This window comes from Pseudomonas sp. QC2 (genome assembly GCF_002859085.1).
GTDB classification, from domain to species: domain Bacteria; phylum Pseudomonadota; class Gammaproteobacteria; order Pseudomonadales; family Pseudomonadaceae; genus Aquipseudomonas; species Aquipseudomonas petroselini.
On record NZ_PKKS01000023.1, the window covers coordinates 15,184 to 41,256 of the forward strand.

Genomic DNA, 26,073 nt, shown 5'->3' on the forward strand with positions numbered 1-26,073 from the left:
GCGAGATGTTGCAAGATATTTCGCAGGACGGTAGCAACGCAATGTGACGGAACGAAGACAGTGATTTGAACCAGAGGGTCACAGCAGGCGCAGTGCCAGCTGGCTGCCCGCCCGCAAGTACTCCACCTGGGCCGTCACCGCATCTTTGACAATGGCCTCACCCGTATCGGTCAGCCTGGCCTTTTTTGCATCGATCACACTGGTCTGCAACAGCTGCATGGCCACGTCGATGGATTTCTGGAAGGCGGTCACGTTGTTATGCAGGCCGAACTCTTCGATAACCGAGGCCATGCGGCGATCGGCGTCGTCTCGCAGGGTCCTGTATTCAGTGAATGAAACGTTGTCGTCCTGATAAATATCAGTGATCAACGTTTCCAGTGATTTGGAAAGGGGCGTCATCGGATCTCCTGGGTGTTAAGTGAGTAGGTGTCCGAGTCAGGTTAATCAAAGGTTTGGGTGGAGGGAGTCAGGGGTTGTCGTCGTCTGGAGTAGGACAACCCCACGCATTACATCAGAAGGAGCTTTTAGGGCATCACAGGCGGCAAATACTTCAACGTCGTCCCCAACGCCCACAGCAGGAACAACACCAGCGGCGTGTGCACCAGCAACTGCACGAAGGAAAACCCGATCAAATCCCGCGCCTTCAACCCCAGCACCCCCAGCAACGGCAGCATATAGAACGGGTTGATCAGGTTCGGCAGCGCCTCGGCGGCGTTGTAGATCTGCACTGCCCAGCCCAGGTGGTATTGCAGGTCATTGGCCACTTGCATCACGTAAGGCGCTTCGATAATCCACTTGCCGCCGCCCGACGGGATAAAGAAGCCCAGTACCGCCGAGTACACGCCCATCAGCAGTGCATAAGTGTCGTGGGAGGCGATGGAGGTGAAGAAGGTCGAGATATGGTGCGCCAGGGTCTGGCCGTCGCCACCCTTGACCACGGTCATCAGCGCCGCGATGGAGCCGTACAGCGGAAACTGGATCAGCACGCCGGTGGTGGTCGGCACCGCGCGTGCCACCGCGTCGAGGAAACTGCGCGGACGCCAGTGCAGCAGGGCGCCGGTCATGATGAACAGGAAGTTATAGGTGTTCAGCCCCGAGATCGCACTGATCGCTGGCTTGGTCGAGAACTCATGGAACAGCCAGCCCGCCGCCAGCACCGCCAGCAGGATGGTCAGCAGCGGGCTGTGTTCCAGCCATTCACCTGGACGTGTGGGGGCTTGCAGCTTGGGCAGGTTGAACGCCGGGTCGACGCCGCAGGCCTTGGCATCGCGGGCGCTGTTCGGGCCGGGTGCGGTGGCGTAGGCGATGATCAGCGACACCACGATCAACGCCAGCAACAGCACGCCGGATTGCCACAGGAAGATAGTGTCCGTGAACGGGATCACCCCGGTGATCGACAGAATCGATGGCGGCAGGCTGGCCGGGTTGGCCTGCAACTGTGCGGCCGACGACGACAGCCCCAACGCCCACACCGCGCCAAGCCCCAGGTAAGCCGCAGCCCCGGCCGCGCGATAATCCATGCGCAAATCCGTACGACGCGCCAGCGCCCGCACCAACAAACCGCCAAACACCAGGGACAGGCCCCAGTTGAGCAAGGACGCGACCATCGAGATCAACGCCACCCAGGCCACGGCGGAGCGGCCGTTCTTCGGGATACGCGCCAGGCGGTCTATCAGTTTTACCGCCGGCGGCGAACTGGCCACGACATAACCACCAATCACCACAAAGGCCATCTGCATGGTAAACGGGATAAGGCTCCAGAACCCATCGCCAAAAGCCTTGGCGGCTTCGGTCGGTGCGGCGCCCATGCCCAGGGTCGCCACGGCGACGATGATCACGGCGAGCGCGGCAAATACCCAGGAGTCGGGAAACCAGCGTTCGGCGAAGTTGGAACAGCGCAGGGCAAATCGGGCATAGCGGCTTTCTTCGATAGCATCGGCCACGAGTCTTTCCTCTTGTCTTTATTATGGTGTTGGCAGTTTTACGGCATGTTCCGCTACGGCCATTGATATGGGAATGCAGTTATCTTCATCGATCCATGAGGAAAACAAATATATCTGCCGTGATTGCCATCATCCTGCTCACCTCATAACCTGCACGCCATTTTGTTTGTCTGCCGAGCCTTCATATGACTGCCACCTTTCCCCTACAGGCGCAGCGTTTTTCCCGCTCCGACTACAAAACCCTGGGCCTGGCCGCCCTGGGCGGTGCCCTGGAAATCTACGATTTCATCATCTTCGTGTTTTTCGCGCTGACCTTGAGCCAACTGTTCTTCCCGCCGGAAATGCCCGAGTGGCTGCGCCTGCTGCAAAGTTTTGGCATCTTCGTCACCGGCTACCTGGCCCGCCCGCTGGGCGGCATCCTGATGGCGCACTTTGCCGATCACCTGGGGCGCAAGCGCGTGTTCAGCCTGAGCATCCTGATGATGGCCTTGCCCTGCCTGCTGATCGGGATCATGCCCACCTATGCACACATCGGTTATTTCGCACCGCTGATCCTGCTGGCGCTGCGCGTGCTGCAAGGCGCAGCAGTGGGGGGTGAAGTGCCCAGCGCCTGGACCTTCGTTGCCGAACACGCTCCCGCCCCTCATCGCGGCTACGCCCTGGGCTTCCTGCAAGCCGGCCTGACCTTCGGCTACCTGCTCGGCGCGCTCACCGCGACCTTGCTGGCGCAAGTCTTCACCCCGGCCGAAATCCTCGACTACGCCTGGCGCTTCCCCTTCCTGCTCGGCGGGGTATTCGGCGTGATCGGCGTGTGGCTGCGCCGCTGGCTCAATGAGACCCCGGTGTTCCTCGAAATGCAGGCCCGCCGCCAGGCGGCCGCAGAGCTGCCTTTGCGCACCGTGCTTCGCGACCACCGCGCCGTCCTGCTACCCGCGATGATCCTCACCTGCGTGCTCACCTCGGCGGTGGTCGTCCTCGTGGTCATCACCCCCACCATGATGCAAAAAACCTTCGGCATGAGCCCCAGCCACACCTTCGCCTTGAGCGCCTTGGGCATCGTGTTCCTGAATATCGGCTGCGTACTGGCCGGCCTGCTGGTAGACCGCATCGGCGCCTGGCGCGCGGTGCTGGTCTACAGCCTGCTATTGCCGTTAGGGATTGGCATTCTGTACGCCAGCTTGATCAACGGCGGCGTCTGGCTGGGCGCGGCGTATGCCGTCGCAGGCTTGAGTTGCGGCGTGGTGGGCGCGGTGCCGTCGGTGATGGTCGGCCTGTTTCCGGCGCAGGTGCGGGTGTCGGGGATTTCCTTTACCTACAACATTGCCTACGCGCTGTGGGCAAGTACGACGCCGTTGATGTTGATTGCACTGATGCCGACCAGCCCCTGGATTTGCGTGATTTACTGCGTGGTGATGGGGGCGGTGGGCGTGGTGAGTGTGGGGCTGTTTGGTAAGCGCCACACCTTGGCAGCCTAGTTTTAAGTCAAGAAGTGCCACATCAGCAACGTACCGATCAAGCCCACGACGGACACAATCGTCTGCAATACCGACCACACCCAGATCGTCTGCTTCAACTGCAAGCCAAAGTACTCACGCACCATCCAGAACCCGGCATCGTTGACGTGGCAGAAGAACACCGAGCCGGCGCCAATCGCCAGGGCCACCAACGAGCTTTGCGTCGCCGCTAACCCCGCCATCATCGGCGCGAGGATGCCTGCGGTCGTGGTGGTGGCGACGGTGGCCGAGCCGGTGGCCTGGCGCAGCGCTACGGCGATCAACCAGGCCAGCAGCAGATACGGCATGTGCGCGCCTTCGGCGACCTTGCTGATGGTCTGGCTGACGCCGGCGTCCAGCAGGGTTTGCTTGAGGCCGCCGCCGGCGCCGATGGTCAACAGCAACACGGCGATGGGGGCGAGGGCTTTGCGCAGAGTGTTGCCGACCTCGGCACGCGGCATGCCGGCGGCCCAGCCCAGGCAGATCACGGCGGCGATCACGGCCAGGCCGAGGGCGATCAGCGGTTCGCCGAGGAACTTCAAGGTCAGGCCGACCGTGCTTTCGGCCGGCAGCGCGACCTTGGCCAAGGTGCTGCCCAGCATCAGAATCACCGGCAACAGAATGATCAGCAACGACACACCAAAGCTCGGCTGGCGCGGCGCTTTGGGCGGTGCGCTGAACAGCGCGCCGATGTCGGCCGGCTCATCCACATGCAGGCGCTTGGACAGCCAGTTGCCGTAGAGCGGGCCAGCGAGGATCACCGCCGGCACCGCCAGGCAGAAGCCCAGCAACATGGTCAGGCCCAGGTCGGCGTGCAACGCGCCAACCGCAATCAGCGGCCCCGGATGCGGTGGCATCAGGGCGTGCAGGGTGGTCATGCCGGCCAGCGCCGGAATGGCGATTTTCAGCAGCGGCTGGTTCGAACGTTTGGCCATCACAAAGATGATTGGCACCATCATCACCAGGCCCACTTCAAAAAACAGCGGCAAGCCGATCACCATGGCCACCAGCGCCATCACCCACGGCAGTGACTTACCCTTGCCCAGTCCTAGCAGGGTGGTGGCTATGCGGTCGGCCGCGCCGGATTCCGCCATCAACGCGCCGAGCATGGAACCCAGGGCAATGATGATCCCCGCTTCACCGAGGATCGCCCCGGCGCCTTTGCTGAACGCCTTGGCCACTTCTTCCGGCGGCAAGCCGGCGCCGACACCGGCGATGAAGGTGCCGATCAGGATCGACAGGAAGGGCGGCAGTTTGGTCGCGCTGATCAGCACAATGATGCTGGCGATGGCCAGCAGTACGCAGAGCATAAGGCGGGTGTCGTGAACCATCCACGCGGCAGTCGATAACTCCAAAACGGGACTCCTTATCGAACAGGTTGGGAAAATTGTTTCTTTTTGTTTCCTGTTCGAAAAGCATACCTGATACAACTGTGCCAGAGCGTTCAAGCGCACTTTTGGTGCATTTAAAGGTAACAATGGCTTGGCGTGCAGATGACAATTTTGCAACCCATGCCGATGGATCCGGCCTATCGCTCTATGATCCTCGTGCCCCTGCGTAAGAGCCCGCTCGCCGGCAAGGCCCACGAGAACATTTACCACCACGAGGATTTTCCATGAGCGCAGGACACAACCACGCCAAGGTACGCGCCGGTCACGAGCGTCTGTTATGGCTCGCCCTGGGCCTGACCGGCAGTTTCATGGTTGCCGAGGTCATCGGTGCATTTATCACCGGCAGCCTGGCGCTGTTGTCCGATGCCGCGCACATGATGACCGACGCCCTGGCCCTGGGCATTTCCCTGGTGGCAATCCAGGTGGCCAAGCGTGCCGCAGACCGCAAGCGCACCTTCGGCTATGCGCGTTTCGAAATCCTTGCCGCGGCGTTCAATGCGCTGCTGTTGTTCGTCGTTGCGTTCTACATTCTCTACGAGGCGTATCAGCGGCTGCAGGCGCCCGCCGAGATACAGTCCACCGGCATGCTGGTGATTGCCGTACTGGGGCTGATCGTCAACCTGATTTCCATGCGCCTGCTGAGCGCCGCCAGTGGTGAAAGCCTGAATGTGAAGGGCGCATACCTGGAGGTCTGGAGCGATATACTCGGTTCCATCGGCGTGATCATCGCGGCGCTGGTGATCCTGTACACAGGCTGGGGCTGGGTCGACTCGCTGGTCGCCGCGGCCATTGGTTTCTGGGTGTTGCCACGCACGTGGACGTTGCTCAAGGAAAGCATGAACGTGCTGCTGCAAGGCGTGCCGGACGGCATTGACATCGAACAGGTGGAGCAGGCTATTCGCGGTGTGCGTGGGGTCAAGGATGTACACGACCTGCATATCTGGGCGCTCACCAGTGGCAAGAATGTGCTGAGCACCCATCTGGTGGCGGATTCGGCGCTCGGCACGGAACAACAAATCCTCGTCCAAGTGACGGAACTGCTGCATGAGAAATTCGATATTTCCCATGCGACCATCCAGGTCGAAGGTGCCGGCTTTGCGCATGACGAACATGACGAGGTGCATGCCTGATCCTGGCTAACGGATTTGTAATGTTCTGCACACCGCTCTGATAAGTACCGAAAGCTACAGTGCCCCGGCTTGGATTTATCCGCCATTTCATGGGCCTGGAACTCTCGTTATGCCAATTCGCGCAAGAACATTTCTGTGGTCGATCGTCGTGTTTCTGGCGACGGCACAAGGGGTCGGTGCACAAACCCTGACCCTCGATGCGGCCCTGCAAACCGCCTTTGCCAACAACCCTGACCTGGCGGCCGCGCAATGGGAAATCGACATTGCACAGGGCGGCCGCCAGCAGGCGGGGTTGATCCCGAATCCGGTGGCCTCCTGGGATGCCGAAGACACCCGTCGTAACTCCCGCACCACCACCGTTAAGCTCAGCCAGACCCTGGAACTGGGCGGCAAGCGCGGTGCGCGCATCGACGTTGCCACCCTAGCCCAGAACGCCGCCGCGCTGACGTTGGAACAGCGCCGCAACACCCTGCGCGCCGAAGTCATCGACAACTACTACGGCGCGCTTCGCGCCCAGGAACGCCTCGACCTGGCGCAGCGGTCCATGGCCGTGGCCGAACGCGGACTGGCCGTCGCCAACGGTCGTGTCACCGCTGGCAAAACCTCGCCGGTGGAAGCGACCCGCGCGCAGGTGCAGTTGTCGGAAATGCGCCTGGAATTGAACCGCGCTCAGATAGGCCTCACCGATGCTTATCGCCGCCTTGCCGCGAGTACCGGCAACGCCGTGCCGGACTTCCAAGTCGTTGCCACACACACCCAATCCACGCCTGCCTTGCCGCCCGCTACCCAATTGTTGGCGCACCTCGAACAAACCGCTGAACTGCGCCTGGCCGAACTGAACATCCTGCAAAACGAAGCCAGCGTCGGCCTGGAAAAAGCCCAGCGTATTCCCGACCTCGACGTGTCCATCGGCAGCCAATACGACGCCAGCGTGCGTGAGCGCGTGAACCTGGTGGGGGTGTCGATGCCGATCCCGCTGTTCAACCGCAATCAGGGCAATGTGCTGGCGGCCACGCGCCGCGCCGATCAGGCCCGCGACCTGCGCAACGCCGCCGAACTGCGCCTGCGCACCGAAACCCGTCAGGCCCTCGACTTGTGGCAAACCGCGAATACCGAAGTGCGCGCCTTCAACCAGCAGATCCTGCCCGCCGCGCAAGAGGCGGTGGACAGCGCCACCCGTGGCTTTGAGATGGGCAAGTTCAGTTTCCTCGACGTGCTCGACGCCCAGCGCACCCTGATCGCGGCCCGCACCCAGTACCTCACGGCCACCGCCCAGGCCACCGACGCCTGGGTGCGTATCGAACGAATTTACGGCGACCTCGCCCGGTTTTGATTTTTCCTGGAGTCCCCTATGAACAACACCCACGGCGTGGCGCTTGCCGTCGCCTTGAGCCTGATGCTGTGCAGCTTTGCTAAGGCCGAGGAAGAAGAAGGCGAACTGGAACTCACCGAGCAGCAGATTCAGGCCGCCGGCATTCAGGTCGCCCAGGCTCAACCGCGGTCTATCAGCACGTTGCTGGTGCTGCCGGGAGAAGTGCGTTTCGACGAAGACCGTACCTCCCACATCGTGCCGCGTGCGGCGGGCGTGGTGGAGTCGGTCAAGGTCAACCTCGGCCAGTCGGTGAAGAAAGGGGAGCTGTTGGCGGTGATCGCCAGCCAGCAGATTTCCGATCAACGCAGTGAGTTGGCCGCCAGTGAGCGGCGCGTCGAACTGGCCCGCACCACCTTCCAGCGAGAGCGGCAGTTGTGGCAGGACAAGATTTCTGCCGAGCAAGATTACCTGCTGGCGCGCCAAGCGCTGCAAGAAGCCGAAATCGCCCTGAACAACGCCCGCCAAAAGATGACCGCATTAAGCGGCAGCGCCGTACTGGTCGGCGGCAATCGCTACGAACTGCGTGCGCCCTTCGCCGGCGTCGTGGTGGAAAAACACCTGGGCGTCGGCGAAGTGGTGAGCGAGACCAGTAATGCCTTCACCCTCTCGGACCTGTCCCAGGTGTGGGTGACCTTTGGTGTATTTCCCAAGGACTTGAACAAGGTACGCGTCGGCAAGCCGGTCAACGTCAGCTCCACCGAAATGGGCACCGAGGTGCTCGGCACCGTGGCCTATGTCGGCAACCTGCTCGGCGAGCAGACACGCACCGCCACTGTGCGCGTGAGTGTGCCCAACCCCGATGACGCCTGGCGGCCTGGCCTATTTGTCAGCGTACAACTGGCCACCGACACGTTCCAGGCCAAGGTTACCGTGCCCCAGGAGGCGATCCAGACCGTCGAGGACAAACCCTCGGTATTCGTGCGCACCGAGCACGGTTTTGTCACCCGTCACCTGGAACTCGGCGCGAGCGAAAACGGCTACGTCGAAGTGCGCCAGGGCCTCGATGCCGGGGCGCAGGTGGCCACGGTTGGCAGCTTCATCCTCAAGTCCGAACTGGGCAAAGGCTCGGCCGAGCACGCCCATTGATCCTGCGAGTGATTTCCCATGTTTGAGCGCCTTATCCAATTTGCCATCGAGCAGCGCATCATCGTGCTGCTGGCGGTGCTGTTGATGGCCGGTGTCGGCATCGCCAGCTATCAGAAGTTGCCCATCGACGCGGTGCCCGACATCACCAACGTGCAGGTGCAGATCAACTCGGCGGCGGCCGGGTTTTCACCGTTGGAAACCGAGCAGCGCATCACCTTTCCCATCGAAACCGCCATGGCCGGTTTGCCCGGCATGCAGCAGACCCGCTCGCTGTCGCGCTCCGGTTTGTCCCAGGTGACGGTAATTTTCAAGGACGGCACCGACCTTTTTTTCGCCCGGCAATTGGTCAACGAGCGTCTTCAGGTGGCGCGCGAGCAATTGCCCGCCGGCATTGAAACCGCCATGGGGCCTATTTCCACCGGCCTCGGGGAAATTTTCCTATGGACCGTGGAAGCCAAGGACGGCGCGCTCAAGGACGATGGCACGCCCTACACCCCGACCGATCTGCGGGTCATCCAGGACTGGATCATCAAGCCGCAACTGCGCAACGTGCCGGGTGTGGCCGAGATCAACACCATCGGCGGCTTTGCCAAGGAATACCAGATTGCGCCCGACCCCAAGCGCCTGGCCGCCTACAACCTGACTTTGAATGACTTGGTCACGGCGCTGGAGCGTAACAACGCCAACGTGGGCGCGGGCTACATCGAGCGCAGCGGTGAGCAATTACTGATCCGTGCGCCCGGGCAGTTGGCGTCCATCGATGACATCGCCAACATCGTCATCACCAGCTCGGACGGCACGCCGATCCGCGTGCGCAATGTGGCGCAGGTCGACATCGGCCGTGAGATGCGTACCGGCGCTGCCACGGAAAATGGCCGCGAAGTGGTGCTGGGCACGGTGTTCATGTTGATTGGCGAAAACAGCCGCAGCGTGTCCCAGGCCGTGGCGAAAAAACTTGAAGAGATCAACCGCTCGCTGCCCGAAGGCGTCGTCGCGGTCACCGTCTACGACCGCACCAACTTGGTCGAAAAAGCCATCGCCACCGTGAAGAAAAACCTCTTCGAAGGTGCGCTGCTGGTGGTGGCGGTGCTGTTCCTGTTCCTCGGTAATATCCGCGCTGCGCTGATCACCGCGATGGTGATTCCGCTGGCGATGTTGTTCACCTTTACCGGCATGTTCACCAACAAGGTCAGCGCCAACCTGATGAGCCTCGGCGCGCTGGACTTCGGCATTATCGTCGACGGCGCGGTGGTGATCGTCGAGAACGCGATTCGTCGCCTCGCGCATGCGCAACAGCGTCATGGCCGCCTGCTGACCCGCAGCGAGCGCCTGCATGAAGTCTTCGCCGCCGCCAAGGAAGCGCGGCGGGCGCTGATCTTCGGGCAACTGATCATCATGGTGGTGTACCTGCCGATCTTCGCCCTCACCGGGGTGGCCGGGAAGATGTTCCACCCGATGGCGTTTACCGTGGTGATTGCCTTGTTGGGCGCAATGATTCTGTCGGTGACCTTCGTGCCGGCGGCGATTGCGCTGTTTGTGACCGGCAAGGTCAAAGAAGACGAAAACTTCGTCATGCGCAGCGCACGCCGGGTCTATGCGCCGGTGCTCGATTGGGTGATGGCGCGCCGGCCGCTGGTGTTCGGCTTGGCCGTGTTGACCATTGTCGCCTCGGGCGTTGTCGCCAGCCGCATGGGCAGCGAATTTATTCCCAGCCTCAGCGAAGGTGATTTTGCCCAGCAAGCCTTGCGTGTGCCAGGCACCAGCCTGACGCAGTCGGTGCAGATGCAGCAGCAACTGGAAAAAACCTTGATGGCCCAGGTGCCGGAAATCGAGCGGGTATTCGCGCGTACCGGTACCGCGGAAATTGCCTCCGACCCGATGCCGCCGAACATTTCCGACAGCTACGTGATGCTCAAGCCCAAGGACCAATGGCCCGATCCGGACAAGTCCCGCGAGACCCTCATCGCCGACATCCAGCGCGCCAGTGCGATTGTGCCGGGCAGTGCGTACGAGTTGTCGCAACCGATCCAATTACGTTTCAACGAGCTGATCTCCGGGGTGCGCAGCGATGTGGCGGTGAAGGTGTTCGGCGACGATATGGACGTGCTCAACAAGACCGCCGGTGAAATCGCCGAGACCCTGCAAAAGCTCAGCGGCGCCTCGGAGGTCAAGGTTGAACAAACCTCCGGCCTGCCGGTGCTGACCATCAATATCGACCGCGACAAGGCCGCGCGTTTTGGCCTGAATGTGGGCGATGTGCAGGACACCATTGCCGTCGCTGTCGGCGGGCGCCAGGCCGGTACGTTGTACGAAGGTGATCGACGTTTTGACATGGTTGTGCGTTTGTCCGACGCGCTGCGCACCGATATCGATGGGCTGTCACGGCTGTTGGTTCCGGTGCCGGGTAACGCGTCTGGCCAGCTGGGTTTTATCGCCTTGTCCCAGGTCGCCAGCCTGGACCTGGTGCTCGGCCCGAACCAGATCAGCCGCGAGAACGGCAAGCGCCTGGTGATCGTCAGTGCCAACGTGCGTGGGCGGGATATCGGCTCATTTGTGGAGGAAGCCGAGGCGGCGTTGATTGCCCAGGTGAAGGTGCCGGCGGGTTACTGGACCACCTGGGGCGGCCAATTCGAACAATTGAAAGAAGCGTCCGAACGCTTGCGCATCGTGGTGCCGGTGGCGTTGCTGCTGGTGTTCGGGCTGCTGTTCATGATGTTCAACAACCTCAAGGACGGCTTGTTGGTGTTTACCGGGATTCCGTTCGCCTTGACCGGTGGGATCATGGCGCTGTGGCTGCGGGATATTCCGCTGTCGATCTCGGCGGGGGTCGGCTTTATTGCCTTGTCCGGCGTGGCGGTGCTGAACGGCCTGGTGATGATCGCCTTCATCCGCAACCTGCGCGAGGAGGGGCGTTCGTTGTCGATGGCGATCAACGAAGGCGCGTTGACCCGGCTGCGTCCGGTGCTGATGACGGCGTTGGTGGCGTCCCTCGGGTTTATCCCCATGGCACTCGCCACCGGCACCGGCGCCGAAGTGCAGCGGCCGCTGGCGACGGTGGTGATCGGCGGGATTATTTCGTCTACGTTGCTGACCTTGCTGGTGTTGCCGGCGTTGTATCAGTGGGCCCATCGCAAGGAAGAGGAAACACCAGGCGGAACCGCGTAAAACGGCCCGGCTGGCTGCTGACGTCGGCGTGCCCCTGATGCAGGTGCATGATCGACTGCACAATCGCCAGCCCCAGGCCGGTGCCGCCTTCGGCCCGGGTGCGGCTGCTGTCGGCGCGATAAAAGCGCTCGAACAGGTGCGGCAGATGATGGGCTTCGATACCGCGCCCCGGATTGCCCACCGACAGCGACACACTCTGGTCGTAGCGTTCCACCAGCAGCAATACGCTGGAGGCACTCGGGGTATGGCGAATGGCATTGGACAGCAGGTTGGAAATGGCGCGCTGGATCATCAGGCGGTCCCCCGTTACCCAGGCATCGCCGCGCAGGCTCAGGGTGACGTGTTTGTCCTCGGCGCTGAGGGCGAACAACGCCATCACCCGCTGCGCTTCCTGTGCCAACGACACCGGGGCAAACTCGGCCCGCGCCGCCGGGTGGCTGACCTGAGCCAGGAACAACATGTCGGAGACCATCCGCGACAGGCGCTCCATTTCCTCGGTACAGGATTCCAGGCTGGCCTTGTATTCCTCCGAGGGCCGTTCACGGGACAGGGTCACCTGCGCCTTGCCCATCAGGTTGGTCAACGGTGCGCGCAGCTCGTGGGCGAGGTCGTCGGAGAACTGCGACAGTTGCTGCACGCCGGCATCGAGCCGGTGCAGCATGAAGTTGATACCCTGGGCCAATTCGCCCAGCTCCTTGGGCAAGTTGTCCAGCTCCAGGCGATGGGTCAGGTCCTGGGTGCTGACCTTGGCCGCCACGCGGCTGAACTGCTGCAGCGGCGCGAGCCCGCGTTGCACCAGCCACCACGCGCCCATGCCGATCAGGATCAGCAGCATCGGCAGAACGATCACCGTGGAGCGCAGGTAGGCACTGAGTAACGCTTCATCGTCGGAGCGGTCCAGCGACAGCAACACACGCACGTTTTCGCCACTGCTCAGCGGCATCAGGCGGGTGGCGCTGAGGATGCGATTGCCTTGGCCGTCGACCCAGTTCAAGTACGCCAGGGTGTTGCTGGCGGGCACGTCCAACAACAGCGGCTGCTGCGGTTTGGCACCGACACTCAGCAGCACCGGCGCATCCGGTCGTGCGCCGATGATGGTCAGGTAGATGTTGTCGTGGCCCATCACCAGGTCCAGCAGCGAATGGGGGCGGTCGCTGATGTCGTGGGCGTCGAGGCCCTGGCCGAGGCTGTGCTCCAACTGCTCCATTTTGTTTTCCAGGCCTTTGCGCGCGAGCTTGTCCAGCTCGTGGGTCAGGGCCAGGTACGCCAGGGTCGCCAACAGCACGACGAGGCCGGCGCCCATCAGGCTGACCGTCAACCCCAGGCGCATCGACAGGCTGCTGGTCCTCATGGGCGCGCCTCCAGCACGTAACCCACGCCGCGAATGGTGTGGATCAACTTCACCTCGCTCTGGTCATCGACCTTGCCCCGCAGGCGGCTGATCGAGACTTCCACGACGTTGGTGTCGCAGTCGAAGTTCATGTCCCACACCAGCGAAATAATCTGCGTGCGGGTCATCACTTCACCGGCCTGGCGCATCAGCACGTGCAGCAGCGCGAATTCCTTGGTGGTCAGGTCGATCCGGCGGTCGCCGCGATAGGCGCGATGCCGGCGCGGGTCCAGTTCCAGGTCCGAGACGCGCAGGACGTCCGGCACTGGGATGTGTTCGCTGCGTCGCAACAGGGTGCGCACTCGGGCCAGCAGCTCGGGAAACTCGAAGGGTTTGACCAGGTAGTCATCGGCGCCCATGTCCAGGCCCTTGATCTTGTCGGCCAGCCGGCCGCGCGCGGTCAGCATCATCACGCGCTGGTTGCCGTCGCGGCGCAGTTGTTCCAGCACTTCCCAGCCGTCGGTGTTGGGCAAGTTGACATCCAGGATCACCAATTCGTAGCGGTGTTGCCGGGCCAGGTGCAGGCCATCAATACCGCTGGCCGCGCAATCGACGACATAACCGCTTTCGGTCAAGCCTTGCTGCAGGTAGTCGGCGGTTTTCTGCTCGTCCTCAACCACAAGGATACGCATGGGGGGTTACCTTCAAAGAAAACGGAAAGGGGGCATGGCCTCATAGCGAGGCTGGGTAGGCTGTAGGAAAATTCTGAACCGTGAAGTAGCTTTAGGGTCAAGCCACGTCAGGCGGGTGCGACGATTCGTCACTGAGTCGGCGCACAAAAAAAACGCCCCGTCCGGGGCGCAAAAATTCATCTCTGTTCCAAAGGAGCTACACAAAAGCCGCAGAGATGAGATGTGTTCGGTGTGCAGTGTAAAAAGTGCAACTTAACGAGAAGGTGAGGCCGATATTACAGTTCTGACAGACTTCAACCTGTGAACAGATGTAGGCCATCGGCAAGTGAATGTAAGCGCTGTGCCTTAGAGCACCGCCATTGGATACTCGACAATCAATCGAACTTCTTCCAGGTCCGACTCAAATGCACTGGAGCGCACTGTGGCCTGGCGAAGTCGCAGCGATAAGTCCTTTAAGTTGCCAGCCTGTACGACATATTTGGCCTCGATATCCCGCTCCCAGCGGCGCTGATCGGTGAGTGGATCACCTGCCGCATCGCGACGCATGTACACCGCGTTGGCGTTGCTGTAGTCGGCGCCAGTGCCTTTGCCATAGCGGGTCATGAACGACAGGCCGGGGATGCCGAACGCCTGCATGTCCAGGTCGTAGCGCACCATCCACGAACGTTCCTTGGGCGAGTTGAAGTCGCTGTACTGGATCGAGTTGTTCAGGAAGATCGAGTCCGACTGGCGCAGGTAATCGAAGTCGTCATCGCCGTTGTTGCGCTGGTGTGATACGGCCAGGCTGTGGGCGCCGACCTTCACCCCAAGCCTTGCGCTCCAGATGTTGTTGTCGAATTCACCCAGGCGTTTCTTACCTTCGTCCACGGCTTTGTAGTAGTTGAAGTCGCCGAACAGCGAGACGTCTTCATTCAGCGGATAACTGGCGGCGCTGCCGAAGTAGTACTGGTCCCAGGCATCCTTCAGGCGGCTGCTGTAGAGGCTGACACTGAGGTGTTTGTTGACGCTGTAATCACCGCCGAAATAGCCGACCCAGGGCGAGTCGACCTGCCCCGCGTAAAAGGTCGCAAAGCCTTTGTTCATGCCGCTTTCGGTCGGTTGGCTCATGCCGCTCAAGCGTCCACCCTGCAGGGTCAGGCCCTCCAGGCTGGTGTTTTGTGCGGTCACGCCACGAAAGCTTTCCGGCAAGACGCGCGAATCGCCGTAAGCCACCACCGGGGTCAGCGGGAATACGTCGCCGGCCTTGATCACGGTATCCAGCACACGCAATTTCGCGGCGCCGCCGAATTTGCTGTAGTTGTCCTCGGGGTGGTTTTCGCTGTCCACTGGTAGAACGCCGAACGAACCCTTGCCGCCGCTGCGACCGGTGCCCGAGTCGAGTTTTACCCCGACCATGGCGAACGCATCCAGGCCGAATCCTACGGTGCCTTGGGTAAAGCCGGATTCGAACTTGCCGATCAATCCCTGGGCCCAGGCTTCGGAATAGCCATTGCCGGTGGGACTGGACTGGCCCTTGCGGTCATCGCGGTTGAAGTAAAAATTACGCGCCAGCACGTTGAAGCTGCTGCCTTCGATAAAACCTTCGGGTTTGTCTTCCACGGCCACGGCGGCCAGGGGCAAGGCGGCGCACAGTGAAAGGGGAAGGCTGAAGTGACAGATACGCATGGTTTGCTCCTCGGTAATGGCAGTTATCAGCTTCTTATGAGCGGGCGTTCTTATTGATCTGGCCCGGGCTGATAGTTGCAAACCGTGGATAACGATGAAGTGGCAAGAACATTACAATTCTGGAAGCTCACGCGTATCTAACAAATAAGTAATGTTCTGGTGAAGGTGGCGTCAGGGTCCGCTGGTTAGTCTCGGCACTTAACGATCAGTCGAGGAACTAACCATGAACTTTTATACCGTTGGCCTGGGTGTGTTAACTGCAATCTTGTCGTTCGGCGCATTGGCCGAAGGTGGGGGCGACCGTACGTTTGCGCTGATGATGGAGCGCAATCAAAAAGCCATGGCCGACTACGCGGCCAAGAAAGGCAAGCCGGCACCTGAGGTACAGGCCTATCGCTATGGCATGGCGCTGGACATCGCCAAGGTGGTCAATGTCACGCCGCCGATCCGCTCGTGCAACCCGGTGCCGTCGCGCATGACCTATGAAGACTCCAGCGGCAAGCTCAATACCCTTGAGTATCAAGTGATGGGTGTGTGCCGAAATAACGGCAGTTGATGGATCCAAAAATATAGTTGGGGCCGGGGCTCAAGCCCTCTTAAGAAAATCCTGGAAGCGCCGATGCAGGTCAGATTCATCTCCCCCCATTTGGTCATCGGTGCCCCATGTTTAACACCCGTTTGAAGCAGGAGCTGTCGGCTCTTCGCGAAGAATTGTCCAGCTTGGATCAGGTCAAGGAGAGCCTGGAAAGTGAAATGCTGTGCCTGACGCTGGACGCCGAAGGCCGGGTGGAGTGGGCGAATGCCAACTTCCTGCAGGAATTGGCCTACCAGAGTGGCCAACTGTTGGGGCGCGCGATTGAAGACCTGGTGCCGACGCATGTGCGCCAGGATGAATACCAGCTGCGCTTCAAGAACGCCCTGCTGCGCGGTGAGCATTTCGCCGGCACCGTGCGCCTGATGCGTGGCAATGGCCAGGAAGCCTGGCTGCGCTCGATTGTGCAACCGGTGCGCAGTTCCGATGGGCGCATCAAGCATTTTTCGATGTATTCCAGCGACCTCACCCGCACCATCGAGGCCTCCCGCGAGCATGAAAACCTCATGAACGCATTGGTGCGCTCTACGGCCGTGATCGAGTTCGACCTGAACGGCCACGTGCTGACCGCCAATGACCGTTTTCTCGGCGGCATGGGTTACAGCCTGGCGCAGATCCAGGGCAAACATCACCGGATATTCTGCGAGCCGGAGGAATACAACAGCACCGAGTACCAGGACTTCTGGAAACGCCTGAACGCCGGTGAGTTCGTCGCGGCGCGCTTCAAGCGGGTCGACAGCCATGGCCGTGTGGTGTGGCTGGAAGCGACCTACAACCCGGTGCTGGACGCCAATGACCGGCTGTACAAAGTGGTCAAGTTCGCCACGGTGATCACCGACCAGGTCAACCAGGAACAGGCGGTCGCCGAAGCGGCGAGCATTGCCTACAGCACCTCGCTGCAAACCGACAATAGCGCCCAGCGTGGTACCACTGTGGTGACCCAGGCCGTGGATGTGATGCGCGACCTGGCCAGGCACATGCAACAGGCCGGTGACGGCATCGAGGCGCTGAACGCTCAGTCTCAAGTGATCGGCAGCATCGTCAAGACCATCAGCGGTATTGCCGAGCAGACCAACCTGCTAGCGCTCAACGCTGCCATCGAAGCGGCGCGCGCCGGTGAGCAGGGCCGTGGTTTTGCGGTGGTGGCCGATGAAGTGCGGCAGTTGGCATCGCGGACCAGCAAGGCGACCGAAGAGATCGTCGGCGTGGTACGTCAGAACCAGGACATGGCCCGTGAGGCGGTGGCCCTGATGACCGACGGCCGCCTGCAAGCCGAGCAAGGCCTGGCCCTGGCCGCCGAAGCGGGCACGGTGATCGTGGAAATCCAGGACGGCGCCCAAAAGGTGGTCAGCGCAGTCGGGCAGTTTGCCAACCAACTGTCCACCTGACCCGTGGGGCGCTTGCTTGAGGTTGCGTAGGTTTTTTCCGCGCCGAAAGCCGCCTGCGCTGTTGTGCTCCTGATGCCCTGCGCAGCCCGCACTGAGCGCATTTCACGTCGGGATTTCAGCGCCCGAGCATCTTCACCCAACGCGACGGTGGCATGCCGTAGGTGCTGCGAAATTGCCGGGTCATGTGGCTTTGGTCGGTGAAGCCGGCGGTCAACGCCGCGTCCACCAGCGATTGGCCCTGGGCGAGCAGGCTGCGCACCAGGTCCAAGCGGCGCATGGTCAGGTAGCGGTAGGGGCTGGTGCCGAACAGCAAGCGAAAATCCCGTGACAAGGCCCAGCGGTCGCGGCCGGCGTGGTCGGCCATTTCATCCAGGGTGATGCTGCGGCCCAAGGCGCTGTGGATAAATTCCCTGGCGCGTTCGGCGGCGACGTAATCGAAGGCCTTGCGGCTGACGATCCCACCCGAGACGTTGCTGAGCGCGTGGGCCAGGTCGAACAGGGCGTCCTGCTCCTGCAACGGGTCGAGAGGGTTATCCAGGTTCTGCAGCAGCACTTCGCTGGCACGAAACAGCCTGGGGTCCGTGGAGAGGCCACTGGGGATAAACGGCAACGGCTTGCCGCCGAGGATCTGCTGGATCAGCGACGGCTCTACGTAAATCATCCGGTACTTGAAGCCCTCGTCACTGCCGGCGTGACCATCATGGGTTTCATCGGGGTGCAGCACCATGGTCATGCCGGGCAGGCTGTGGATCATGTCGCCGCGATAGTGAAAGCTTTGCACGCCAGTCAAGGTCCGCCCGATGGCGTAGGTGTCATGGCGATGCGGGTCGAAGGCGAAACCGGCAAAGTACGCCTCGATACGGTCCAGGCCACTGGCATGCGGGGCGCGGTGCAGCCAGTCGAGGGTGGCGGTGGGTTTGCCCATGGTGACTTGTCACAAAAAAGAGGTGGGAACACGTTAACTGAGTCTGCACCCCTTGTCTGCCGGGGTCTTGTACGATTGTGCAGGGCGGGGGCGGGGCCCATGATCGCCGTTCCTGCCTTGTGCTGATGGACCTGCCGCCCATGGAATTCCTCAACACCGCGCAATTGGCTCGACCGCTTTGCTGGGGGTTGCTACGTGCTGTTCGGTGCACATTTGGTAGCGAATCGCTGACGGCCCGTGGTAAGAAGCCTTACTTTCAACAGTGAGGCCGATCATGAGCAAGGTGCGGGTAGGTATTATTTTTGGTGGCCGTTCGGCGGAGCATGAAGTCTCGTTGCAATCGGCGCGCAATATTGTCGATGCGCTCGACCGTACGCGCTTCGAGCCGGTGCTGATCGGTATCGACAAGGCCGGCCACTGGCACCTCAACGACACCTCGAACTTCCTGCTCAACCAGGAAAATCCGGCCCTGATTGCGCTCAACCAGTCCAATCGCGAACTGGCTGTCGTGCCCGGCAAGGCCAGCCAGCAACTGGTGGAAACCTCAGGCACGGGCCTGTTGGAACATGTCGATGTGATCTTCCCCATCGTCCACGGCACCCTCGGCGAAGACGGCTGCCTGCAAGGACTGTTGCGCATGGCTGACCTGCCTTTCGTCGGCTCCGACGTACTTGGCTCGGCGGTGTGCATGGACAAGGACATCAGCAAGCGCTTGCTGCGCGATGCAGGCATCGCCGTTACCCCGTTTATCACGCTGACCCGCAGCAATGCCGCGCGCACGTCCTTCGATACGGCGGTGAACACGCTCGGCCTGCCGATGTTCGTCAAACCGGCCAACCAAGGTTCGTCTGTAGGCGTGAGTAAAGTCGGCACCGAAGCCGAGTACCACGCTGCCGTTGAACTGGCCCTGGGCTTTGATGAAAAGGTGTTGGTTGAGTCCGCCGTAAAGGGCCGTGAAATCGAATGCGCCGTGTTGGGCAATGAGCACCCCATCGCCAGCGGGTGTGGTGAGATCGTGGTGAGCAGCGGTTTCTATTCCTACGACAGCAAATATATCGACGACCAGGCCGCCCAAGTGGTGGTGCCGGCCGCTATCAGCCATGACGCCAGCGAGCGCATTCGTGGACTGGCCATTGAGGCGTTCGAGGTGCTGGGCTGTTCCGGTTTGGCGCGGGTCGACGTGTTTCTCACCGACGACGGCAACGTGCTGATCAACGAAATCAACTCACTGCCCGGCTTCACCCGTATCAGCATGTACCCCAAGCTGTGGCAGGCAGCGGGCATGAGCTACAGTGAACTGGTGAGCCGCTTGATCGAGCTGGCGCTGGAACGGCATGCGGGGCGCAAGGGGTTGAAGATCAGTCGCTGAACCACCCCGGGGGCCATGTAGTGAGCGGGCTTGCCCCGCGCTGGGCTGCGAAGCAGCCCTAAAACCATCCCCCTCAAATTTTCCTGACCCACCTCAGCGGTCCTCCTAGGGCTGCTTCGCACCCCAGCGCGGGGCAAGCCCGCTCACTACATGCTCAGTCGCCGACTGCTTCGCCTTCACGTCGAGGGTCGGCGCCGCCGCTCAGCGACACCTTGCCTTGGGCATCCCGCGTGCGGACGATGGCCTGTATGCCGCTGGTCATATCGATCTCGCTGAGCATATGGCCCTTGTCCTTGAGTGCCTGCTTCAACGCTGGGCTGAACATACCGGTTTCCAGCTCGGTCGCACCGTTGCGACTGCCGAAATTGGGCAGGCTGATCGCGGCTTGGGGGTCGAGTTTCCAGTCGAGCATTGCCACCAGGGACTTACTCACGTACTCGATGATTTGTGAGCCGCCGGGAGAGCCTACCGTGGCCAGTAATTCGCCGCTTTTGCGGTCGAACACCAGGGTCGGTGCCATGGCCGAACGCGGGCGCTTACCGGGCTCCACACGGTTGGCAACACGTTGGCCGTCCTCTTCGGGGATGAACGAAAAGTCAGTCATCTGGTTGTTGAGCAAAAAGCCCTGGACCATGACGTGGGAGCCAAACGCGGCTTCCACCGTCGTGGTCATCGAGACGGCCCCGCCCTGGTCATCCACCGCCACCACTTGCGACGTGGAGATGCGCAGCGGCGAACGGTCCGGCGCGTACGCCACCTGGATGCCTTCAGGCGTGCCCGGCTTGGCGATGCCCATGCTGCGCTCGCTGATCAAGGCGGCCCGTTTGGCCAGGTAGTCCGGGGCGACCAGGCCAGCGACGGGCACGGGGACAAAGTCCGAGTCGGCCATATAAAGCGCGCGATCAGCGAAGGCCAGGCGACCGGCTTCGGCGAGCAGGTGCACGGCTTCGGGTGTGGGTTCCAGGCCTGCGGGTGATGGGCTTTTCACGGGTTGCATCGCGGCGATGGCCAGGCTTGGATCCTGGGCTTGCAGTGCTTGCAAGGTACCCAGGATTTGCGCGATGGCGACCCCGCCCGAGGACGGTGGTGGCATGCCACAGACTTTCCATTGCTGGTAGTCAGTACACAGCGGCGTGCGTTCCTTGGCGGTGTAGCCCTTCAGATCCGCCACGGACAGGCTGCCCGCATTGCGATGACGCTGCACCTTGCTGGCGATCTCCTCAGCGATCGAACCGTGGTACAGCGCGTCCGGTCCTTCCTTGGCGATGCGTTTGAACACCTCGGCCAACGCCGGGTTTTTCAACAGCGTACCGGTGGCTTTCGGCGTGCCGTCGGCATTCAAAAAGTACGCCGCCATTTCGGGCGATTGCGCGATGTAGCGGTCGGCCGCGATCAAACTGTGCAGGCGTGCAGAGATGGCGAAGCCGTTTTCCGACAGCCGGATTGCCGGTTCGAACAGCTTGGCCCATTGCAACTGGCCCGTCTTCTTGTGTGCCATCTCGAGTGCACGTAGTACCCCAGGCGTACCGACTGAGCGCCCGCCCACCTGTGCGTCGGGAAACGCCATCGGCTTGCCGTCGGCCTTCAGGAACAACCGCTCGGTCGCCCCGGCCGGTGCGGTTTCACGGCCGTCATACGCATGCACGCTTTCGCCGTCCCACAGCATGATGAACGCGCCGCCGCCGATGCCGGATGATTGCGGCTCTACCAGCGTCAGCACCGCCTGCATCGCAATCGCCGCATCAATCGCCGAACCGCCCTGGCGCAACATCTCGCGCCCCGCCTCGGCGGCCAGGGGGTTGGCCGCTGCTGCCATATGGCGCTCGGCGTGTTGGGCCGTCAGGTCGGTGCGATAGCCGGAACCCAGCTCGGGTGCCGGCGGCTGTTCGTTGACGGGGGAATGGCAGGCAGTGAGCGCGAGGGCTGCGGCAATCACTGACAGTTGACGGCGGGAAATTGAAAACACGCGCTGAACTCCGTTCATTTTGAGAATGATCTGTTGTCCTTGGGGACTGCGTTTTACCGGTAAATCGTGCCGTGCGGGTTGGCTCCGTGTGGCGGGAAATCACCCGCGTACAGGTGAACGGTCTGTTCGAGTGCATGAAGCTGCCGTCGTGATTAGTCACACGTGGAACCAAATAAAGCCGGGGCCCACTAGACAGCTGTGATTGATTTCGTTCGGGAGCACTACCATGCACATAGAACTCGACCCTCTTAAGAAATTACAGCACGACCTTAGCAAGTTTTTGCCGAGGTGGAGCCAGGAGTCCCACCCGCGCAGCCCCCCGCCATTGTTGCCGAACATGTCGCTGAACCACTATCGAACGCTGCAACCGACCTCGATGCAGTTCTATGTCGGTCTCAAAGACGGGAAGGTACAGGCTGATACGACCCTGGCAGGGCGTGATATCGCCCATCACCTCAACCAGCCGAATAAACATTATGTGACCGACGGTCCTTCTGCCGCTGGCAGCCAGACCTTGCGGATGAAGGATGAGCGCCAGTATCTGTTTCATATTCAGTCCACGCCGGCGGTTGCTGCGGTGTTCAAAAGCAGTCTTCCTGATGCTTGCGGCGGTGCCGTCGATAGCCCCGGTCGTGCTCATATCGGGAGTGTCAGCGCTGTTCAAACGACTGTAGAGGGCCAGCAGTTCCGTCTGGAGGGCGGGCGACTGTTTCGCTTTGAACCCCTCACGTTGTCCTGGACGCCCGACACGGATGCCCGTGCATTCAGCCGTATTGGCCTGACGAAAGAAGGGCAGTTGCTGAAGACCCCCGAGGGGTTTGCAGACAGCAGCGCGCAAGGGCGCATGACGGCGCTGCTGAGTCAGTCCCAGCAGGGTTCGTGCGTGCATCTTCAGGGCGTTGGCGCGCAGGTCCTGCACCCCGTCGATGAGGCTGGATTAGCTGTGCAGCTCACGCGTATTGGGGTGTCGGGAAGCACGTTGTACGGCGCTACCTCGGACGGTGAGTGCGTCTTTGCAGACCTGCGCACGGCGCAGGGTCACGCGCTGCCGATGGTCCCGCAACCGGTCGACTCGCTGGAGCGGGCGTTGAAGGGGGCCGTCAGTGTGGAAGGTTTCTTTCATGATGACGCGGGGCAACTCAATGCCCAGGTTCGCGACGCACGCCAGCAATTGCACAGCGTACCCTTGAGTGAGGGCAACGCACTCAGCCCGCAATGGAACCTCAGCGATGTGTTGGTCAAGGGGATCGAGAAAGGTCTGCCGCTGCCCGGCCTGCAGGCGCTGGCGGCGGCGGTTGATCTCGGGCAACGGGGCAAGGTTGCGCTGGATGCCGGCAGTCTGCTGACGTGGGATGACGCGGCCCAACGCTGGGAAAACGCGGCCCAACCGGATCTCGAGCATCTGGAGCGGGGGTTGGATGGTCGCGCCTATGTACTGCAAGACGGGCAGTTGAAAGCGGTGGCCATCAGTAAAGTGCGCGACCCGTTGATTGAAGGGGCCAGCCATGATCTGGCGGCTCTTCCTGCGCCGCGCCCGCACGTCTCCCTGGACGAGGTACTCGCGGGGGATAGCCACCGGCGCGTGACGGGATTCGCCGTGGCGGATGGCCGTAATTTTGTCACCGTGGACCAGGATAACCAGCTTCAGGTCCATCAAGACGGGGTCTCCAGGCCGTTGCCCCTGTCCCCGCCGATTGACATAAAGACACTGGCGTTGGATCACGAGGGCAATCTTTATGCGCACACCCGGGGTGGCGAGTTGTTCAAGGCGGATCATCAAGCCTGGCAAGGCAATACCGCGATTGCGCAAAGTTGGCGCAAGGTTGAACTCCCGGATCGACACCCTTTGGAGTCGCTGCGGATGGGCGCCGATAAGCACTTGGTGGGCGGTTGGAATAAGCAGCTCCACCGACTGGATACGGCCACCGCCAGTGCGATGGAGTGGGGCCCGGTGTTATCGACCACCCCGGCACCGTCACTGGCCGACAAGTTGGCGGGCATGCAGGTGCGTGCACCGTTTTCCGGCGGTGCGCTGACGGTAAGCAGCAACGTCATGGGGCAAACGCGGGAGGGCATGCCGCTCAAGCGCGATTTTTTCCAAGGGGTCAAGGCGCACTTCCACCCTTTGCAATCGCTCAGCCAAATGGGTAGGGATATACAGCAACACTTCAAAGGCCGGCGGGGGCTGGAGCCGGTCTATGCGGACGGTAAGCGCTTGCACGACCAGCTCCAGCCCCTGGCCCAGAGCAAGCCGGTGCCAACTGATCTGGAGGCGCGGCTCACGTCCCTGAGCGGGCCGGGGCCGCGGCAGGCAGTGGCCGGGCAGATCCGCGACGCACTGACCACGGTCGAAAAAAGCAGCCAGTCCAGCGCTCGCCGCCTGGGGGATACACACGGGGTCGCGTTTGACCCTCGGCCCACATTGAGCAGGGCGACGATTAACCCTGGTTCAACGCTGCATCAGCTGTATGAGGCGTTCAAGCGGGTCTCTCCGTCGGCGGAAAAGTCGACCGCTGTGATGTTGGCCAACTTTGAGGGACAGAACCTTGCGCTTCCCGCTTGGCAGCCAGGACGCAAGCGCGACCTGGACCATCCCTCGGCACTTATCGAGGGCGACCTGATTCATCATGCGAACACGCTCAAGCAATTGGCGGACCTGGCTCAAGCGCTTGACGGTATGTCAGGTCATAGCCCAACTGCCCTGGCGCGTATTGAAACGTCGCTGAACGACATCATGCAGGCGTTTAAAGACAGCCCTGTACACACAATGGCCAGCCAGGGTATCGCCAGTTACGGTCAGGCGGAGTCGCTGTACGGTAACTTCAAATTGTTGGCCAAGGACCTTGGAACACCAGGATCGGCTCTTCACTGGCATCTCTCGGGCCTGTTGGGGATGCCCTCCGATGCGTCCATCAAGGAGGCAATGACCCAGCAGGTACAGCAACTGGGCAGTGGCCAGGCACTTGCGCCTAGCCGCACCCAAGGTAAAAGCCTGGGGTTGATGGTGACGGGGATAAAGCCCATGGCATCCGTGGAGTTTTTTTTGGGAGCCTCCAAGTCTCACACCCACGGCGTGAGTATCAGCCGTACCGACAAAGGTGCTCGGGTTGAGATCAGTGCGGACGATATGCGGCGACTCGCCGGTTCGGTGGGCTGGGGGCAGACACTAGGCACCCGGCCGGGGCCGGTGGGTCCTGGTTTCAGGGTCGCTGGGGAACTGACCGCGGCGGTGGCCAAGACCACCGGGGCGAGCATCGAATTTGACGTCAAGGAGGCAGATTTTGGCAAGATGATGTCGATCCTGACCGGCGAGAAGGGCACGGTCTACGACTTGCTGGCGCTGGGTGACGAGCACGCTGCCGGCACGAGTTCGAAGCTCAGTGGTGATGTAAGCCTGGACGCGCTCGCGCAATTGCGCTTGATATACAGCCCGCAGGAAAACATCGCCGAGCTGGACTCAGTGATTCGCGCCGGCATCGGTTGGGTGGGCAACCTCAATCTCGCGCATGCGGACAAGAGTCAGTCCACCACGCACACCGCAACGGGCGCCAGCCAATCGACGTCAACCAGTGCGCAACTACTCAGGCAGGGCGGCATGGGGGCCAATTTCGCGCCGGTCAATGTATTGACGTTTGGCAATCTCGAAAGCGGTGGGCCGAGCGTGGTTGGGTTTGCGTTGCCGGAGCTCTCGGTCATGGTGAAGTTTGATCGGGGGGAATCGCAGGCCTTCAGCTTTACTTTCAAGCATCCGGAGCCGGTCACTCAGTCGCAGATTGATGACCTCAAACGCAGCGTCTCGGCCTATTCGTCGACCTTCAAGCATGATTTGGCGGGCATTGATCAGTCGGGCACTACAGCGGATCAACAGTTGGCTACAGTGCAGCGATTTCTCGCGGCCCATCCGCCCATGGCGACCAAGCCGGACGCTTACCATGCCATCAGCCAGTCGCTGGATAAGTTGATGACCCAGCAAGACCTGGTGAAAAACGGGCTGCGCCAACTGGCGTCGGTCGAGTCCTCCGTCACACGCGTGGGGCTACGCGACGATGGGCGTCATGCCTGGCTGGATGATGTGGCGCCGGCCAATAAAGCGGCCATTGAACAGTGGTTAAAGGACGACCCTCAACTTGCCCGGGTGATCAATCAGTTGCAGCACGGTGAGGGCACCTCGGTGAAGCTCGGCATGGAGCTCAAGCCGCAGGTCCTGCGCACGATAGAGCGTCGCCATCTTGCCGGTGACAATACCGAGCCGCTGATCCGGCAGGCCCTGAGTGATCGTCGCAACCTGCGGGTTAAAAGCATGAGCCTGAGCTACACCGCCACCCAGTCCCATGGCATGTCCATACCCGCCGGGGCGAATCTCAGCTTTTCCAGCAGTGCCGGCTTGAGTTACACCCAGAAGCGTGTGAATGCTGACCTTGAATACGGAGTGGACCCCGATAAACCGTTGCGAATGAACCTGAACGATACGTTGGACAGCTTGCCCAGGCATGACCTGACCATTGACTTGGCAGACCAGCGCGTGAGGACACAAAAACCAGCAGTGATCTGAATCACCTCCTCTCT

At 61.5% G+C, this 26,073-nt stretch carries 16 protein-coding genes and 3 pseudogenes; 11 read left to right on the forward strand and 8 right to left on the reverse strand.

Annotation, left to right across the window (positions count from 1 at the left end; genetic code table 11):
- Window positions 1-78: 78 nt before the first annotated feature.
- On the reverse strand, window positions 79-399 hold the full coding sequence (locus tag QCBJ_RS20775) for a hypothetical protein (RefSeq protein WP_012722066.1): 321 nt from the start codon (window positions 397-399) through the stop codon (window positions 79-81).
- Between the two features lie 125 nt (window positions 400-524).
- Window positions 525-1,943: a short-chain fatty acid transporter gene (locus tag QCBJ_RS20780; RefSeq protein ID WP_046034146.1), complete on the reverse strand. Its 1,419-nt coding sequence runs from the start codon at window positions 1,941-1,943 to the stop codon at window positions 525-527.
- A 185-nt stretch (window positions 1,944-2,128) separates the two neighbouring features.
- Here QCBJ_RS20780 and QCBJ_RS20785 point away from each other — a divergent pair, with 185 nt between their 5' ends.
- Complete coding sequence (locus QCBJ_RS20785; RefSeq protein ID WP_102061527.1) at window positions 2,129-3,418, forward strand: MFS transporter; 1,290 nt, start codon at window positions 2,129-2,131, stop codon at window positions 3,416-3,418.
- Window positions 3,419-3,420: 2 nt separating this feature from the next.
- Here QCBJ_RS20785 and QCBJ_RS20790 read toward each other — a convergent pair whose 3' ends face one another.
- A complete protein-coding gene (locus tag QCBJ_RS20790) occupies window positions 3,421-4,791 on the reverse strand; it encodes a gluconate:H+ symporter (RefSeq protein WP_043204738.1) in 1,371 nt (456 codons plus the stop codon).
- Window positions 4,792-5,051: 260 nt separating this feature from the next.
- Between QCBJ_RS20790 and QCBJ_RS20795 the strand changes: the two genes are divergently transcribed.
- The 4 genes from QCBJ_RS20795 to QCBJ_RS20810 all read left to right on the forward strand — a co-directional run bounded on the left by QCBJ_RS20795 (window position 5,052) and on the right by QCBJ_RS20810 (window position 11,580).
- Window positions 5,052-5,957 carry a cation diffusion facilitator family transporter gene (locus QCBJ_RS20795; protein WP_102061528.1) on the forward strand — a complete coding sequence of 302 codons (906 nt, stop codon included), beginning with the start codon at window positions 5,052-5,054 and terminating at the stop codon, window positions 5,955-5,957.
- A 109-nt stretch (window positions 5,958-6,066) separates the two neighbouring features.
- Complete coding sequence (locus QCBJ_RS20800; RefSeq protein ID WP_145994237.1) at window positions 6,067-7,290, forward strand: TolC family protein; 1,224 nt, start codon at window positions 6,067-6,069, stop codon at window positions 7,288-7,290.
- An 18-nt stretch (window positions 7,291-7,308) separates the two neighbouring features.
- Window positions 7,309-8,415, forward strand: coding sequence for an efflux RND transporter periplasmic adaptor subunit (locus tag QCBJ_RS20805; protein ID WP_102061529.1), 1,107 nt, complete (start codon window positions 7,309-7,311; stop codon window positions 8,413-8,415).
- An 18-nt stretch (window positions 8,416-8,433) separates the two neighbouring features.
- Window positions 8,434-11,580: a CusA/CzcA family heavy metal efflux RND transporter gene (locus QCBJ_RS20810; protein ID WP_064054679.1), complete on the forward strand. Its 3,147-nt coding sequence runs from the start codon at window positions 8,434-8,436 to the stop codon at window positions 11,578-11,580.
- On the opposite strand, the gene QCBJ_RS20815 is transcribed toward QCBJ_RS20810, so the two are convergent.
- The 3 genes from QCBJ_RS20815 to QCBJ_RS20825 all read right to left on the reverse strand — a co-directional run bounded on the left by QCBJ_RS20815 (window position 11,495) and on the right by QCBJ_RS20825 (window position 15,267).
- Window positions 11,495-12,931 carry a heavy metal sensor histidine kinase gene (locus QCBJ_RS20815; RefSeq protein ID WP_102061530.1) on the reverse strand — a complete coding sequence of 479 codons (1,437 nt, stop codon included), beginning with the start codon at window positions 12,929-12,931 and terminating at the stop codon, window positions 11,495-11,497. The genes QCBJ_RS20810 and QCBJ_RS20815 overlap by 86 nt on opposite strands.
- Window positions 12,928-13,602, reverse strand: coding sequence for a heavy metal response regulator transcription factor (locus QCBJ_RS20820; protein WP_012722077.1), 675 nt, complete (start codon window positions 13,600-13,602; stop codon window positions 12,928-12,930). Before QCBJ_RS20820 ends, QCBJ_RS20815 begins: the two co-directional genes overlap by 4 nt.
- A gap of 345 nt (window positions 13,603-13,947) precedes the next feature.
- Entirely contained in the window at window positions 13,948-15,267 is a 1,320-nt protein-coding gene (locus tag QCBJ_RS20825; RefSeq protein WP_102061531.1) for an OprD family porin, read from the reverse strand.
- Between the two features lie 223 nt (window positions 15,268-15,490).
- Between QCBJ_RS20825 and QCBJ_RS20830 the strand changes: the two genes are divergently transcribed.
- From QCBJ_RS20830 to QCBJ_RS30825, 3 genes and pseudogenes are all read left to right on the forward strand, one after another.
- Window positions 15,491-15,823, forward strand: a complete 333-nt coding sequence (locus QCBJ_RS20830; RefSeq protein WP_046034137.1) for a DUF2790 domain-containing protein — start codon at window positions 15,491-15,493, stop codon at window positions 15,821-15,823.
- A gap of 197 nt (window positions 15,824-16,020) precedes the next feature.
- Window positions 16,021-16,707, forward strand: a pseudogene (locus QCBJ_RS30820) (PAS domain-containing protein); the annotation flags it as partial.
- 108 nt (window positions 16,708-16,815) lie between these two features.
- A pseudogene (locus QCBJ_RS30825) lies at window positions 16,816-17,247 on the forward strand (methyl-accepting chemotaxis protein); the annotation flags it as partial.
- A gap of 115 nt (window positions 17,248-17,362) precedes the next feature.
- On the opposite strand, the gene QCBJ_RS20840 reads toward QCBJ_RS30825, so the two are convergent.
- Window positions 17,363-18,172, reverse strand: a complete 810-nt coding sequence (locus QCBJ_RS20840) for an AraC family ligand binding domain-containing protein (protein WP_012722081.1) — start codon at window positions 18,170-18,172, stop codon at window positions 17,363-17,365.
- A gap of 150 nt (window positions 18,173-18,322) precedes the next feature.
- Between QCBJ_RS20840 and QCBJ_RS20845 the strand changes: the two are divergent.
- Window positions 18,323-18,403: pseudogene (locus tag QCBJ_RS20845) on the forward strand (lysine transporter LysE); the annotation flags it as partial.
- A 43-nt stretch (window positions 18,404-18,446) separates the two neighbouring features.
- A complete protein-coding gene (gene ddlA, locus QCBJ_RS20850) occupies window positions 18,447-19,541 on the forward strand; it encodes a D-alanine--D-alanine ligase (RefSeq protein WP_046034134.1) in 1,095 nt (364 codons plus the stop codon).
- Between the two features lie 154 nt (window positions 19,542-19,695).
- On the opposite strand, the gene ggt is transcribed toward ddlA, so the two are convergent.
- Window positions 19,696-21,525 (reverse strand): gamma-glutamyltransferase, encoded by a 1,830-nt coding sequence (ggt, locus tag QCBJ_RS20855; RefSeq protein ID WP_102061533.1) that lies wholly within the window; start codon window positions 21,523-21,525, stop codon window positions 19,696-19,698.
- 208 nt (window positions 21,526-21,733) lie between these two features.
- On the opposite strand from ggt, the gene QCBJ_RS20860 reads away from it, so the two are divergent.
- The gene (locus tag QCBJ_RS20860) at window positions 21,734-26,059 is read left to right on the forward strand and encodes an AvrE-family type 3 secretion system effector (RefSeq protein WP_102061534.1); all 4,326 of its coding nucleotides are present in this window, start codon (window positions 21,734-21,736) and stop codon (window positions 26,057-26,059) included.
- Window positions 26,060-26,073: the final 14 nt, after the last annotated feature.

Bases quoted from the DNA above. Each gene is read 5' to 3' on its own strand.
- QCBJ_RS20830 (WP_046034137.1), top strand. From the start codon at position 15,491: ATGAACTTTTATACCGTTGGCCTGGGTGTGTTAACTGCAATCTTGTCG.
- QCBJ_RS20810 (WP_064054679.1), top strand. From the start codon at position 8,434: ATGTTTGAGCGCCTTATCCAATTTGCCATCGAGCAGCGCATCATCGTG.
- QCBJ_RS20825 (WP_102061531.1), bottom strand. From the start codon at position 15,267: ATGCGTATCTGTCACTTCAGCCTTCCCCTTTCACTGTGCGCCGCCTTG.
- QCBJ_RS20840 (WP_012722081.1), bottom strand. From the start codon at position 18,172: ATGGGCAAACCCACCGCCACCCTCGACTGGCTGCACCGCGCCCCGCAT.
- QCBJ_RS20820 (WP_012722077.1), bottom strand. From the start codon at position 13,602: ATGCGTATCCTTGTGGTTGAGGACGAGCAGAAAACCGCCGACTACCTG.
- QCBJ_RS20800 (WP_145994237.1), top strand. From the start codon at position 6,067: ATGCCAATTCGCGCAAGAACATTTCTGTGGTCGATCGTCGTGTTTCTG.
- ggt (WP_102061533.1), bottom strand. From the start codon at position 21,525: ATGAACGGAGTTCAGCGCGTGTTTTCAATTTCCCGCCGTCAACTGTCA.
- QCBJ_RS20860 (WP_102061534.1), top strand. From the start codon at position 21,734: ATGCACATAGAACTCGACCCTCTTAAGAAATTACAGCACGACCTTAGC.
- QCBJ_RS20815 (WP_102061530.1), bottom strand. From the start codon at position 12,931: ATGAGGACCAGCAGCCTGTCGATGCGCCTGGGGTTGACGGTCAGCCTG.
- QCBJ_RS20795 (WP_102061528.1), top strand. From the start codon at position 5,052: ATGAGCGCAGGACACAACCACGCCAAGGTACGCGCCGGTCACGAGCGT.
- QCBJ_RS20805 (WP_102061529.1), top strand. From the start codon at position 7,309: ATGAACAACACCCACGGCGTGGCGCTTGCCGTCGCCTTGAGCCTGATG.
- QCBJ_RS20775 (WP_012722066.1), bottom strand. From the start codon at position 399: ATGACGCCCCTTTCCAAATCACTGGAAACGTTGATCACTGATATTTAT.
- ddlA (WP_046034134.1), top strand. From the start codon at position 18,447: ATGAGCAAGGTGCGGGTAGGTATTATTTTTGGTGGCCGTTCGGCGGAG.
- QCBJ_RS20785 (WP_102061527.1), top strand. From the start codon at position 2,129: ATGACTGCCACCTTTCCCCTACAGGCGCAGCGTTTTTCCCGCTCCGAC.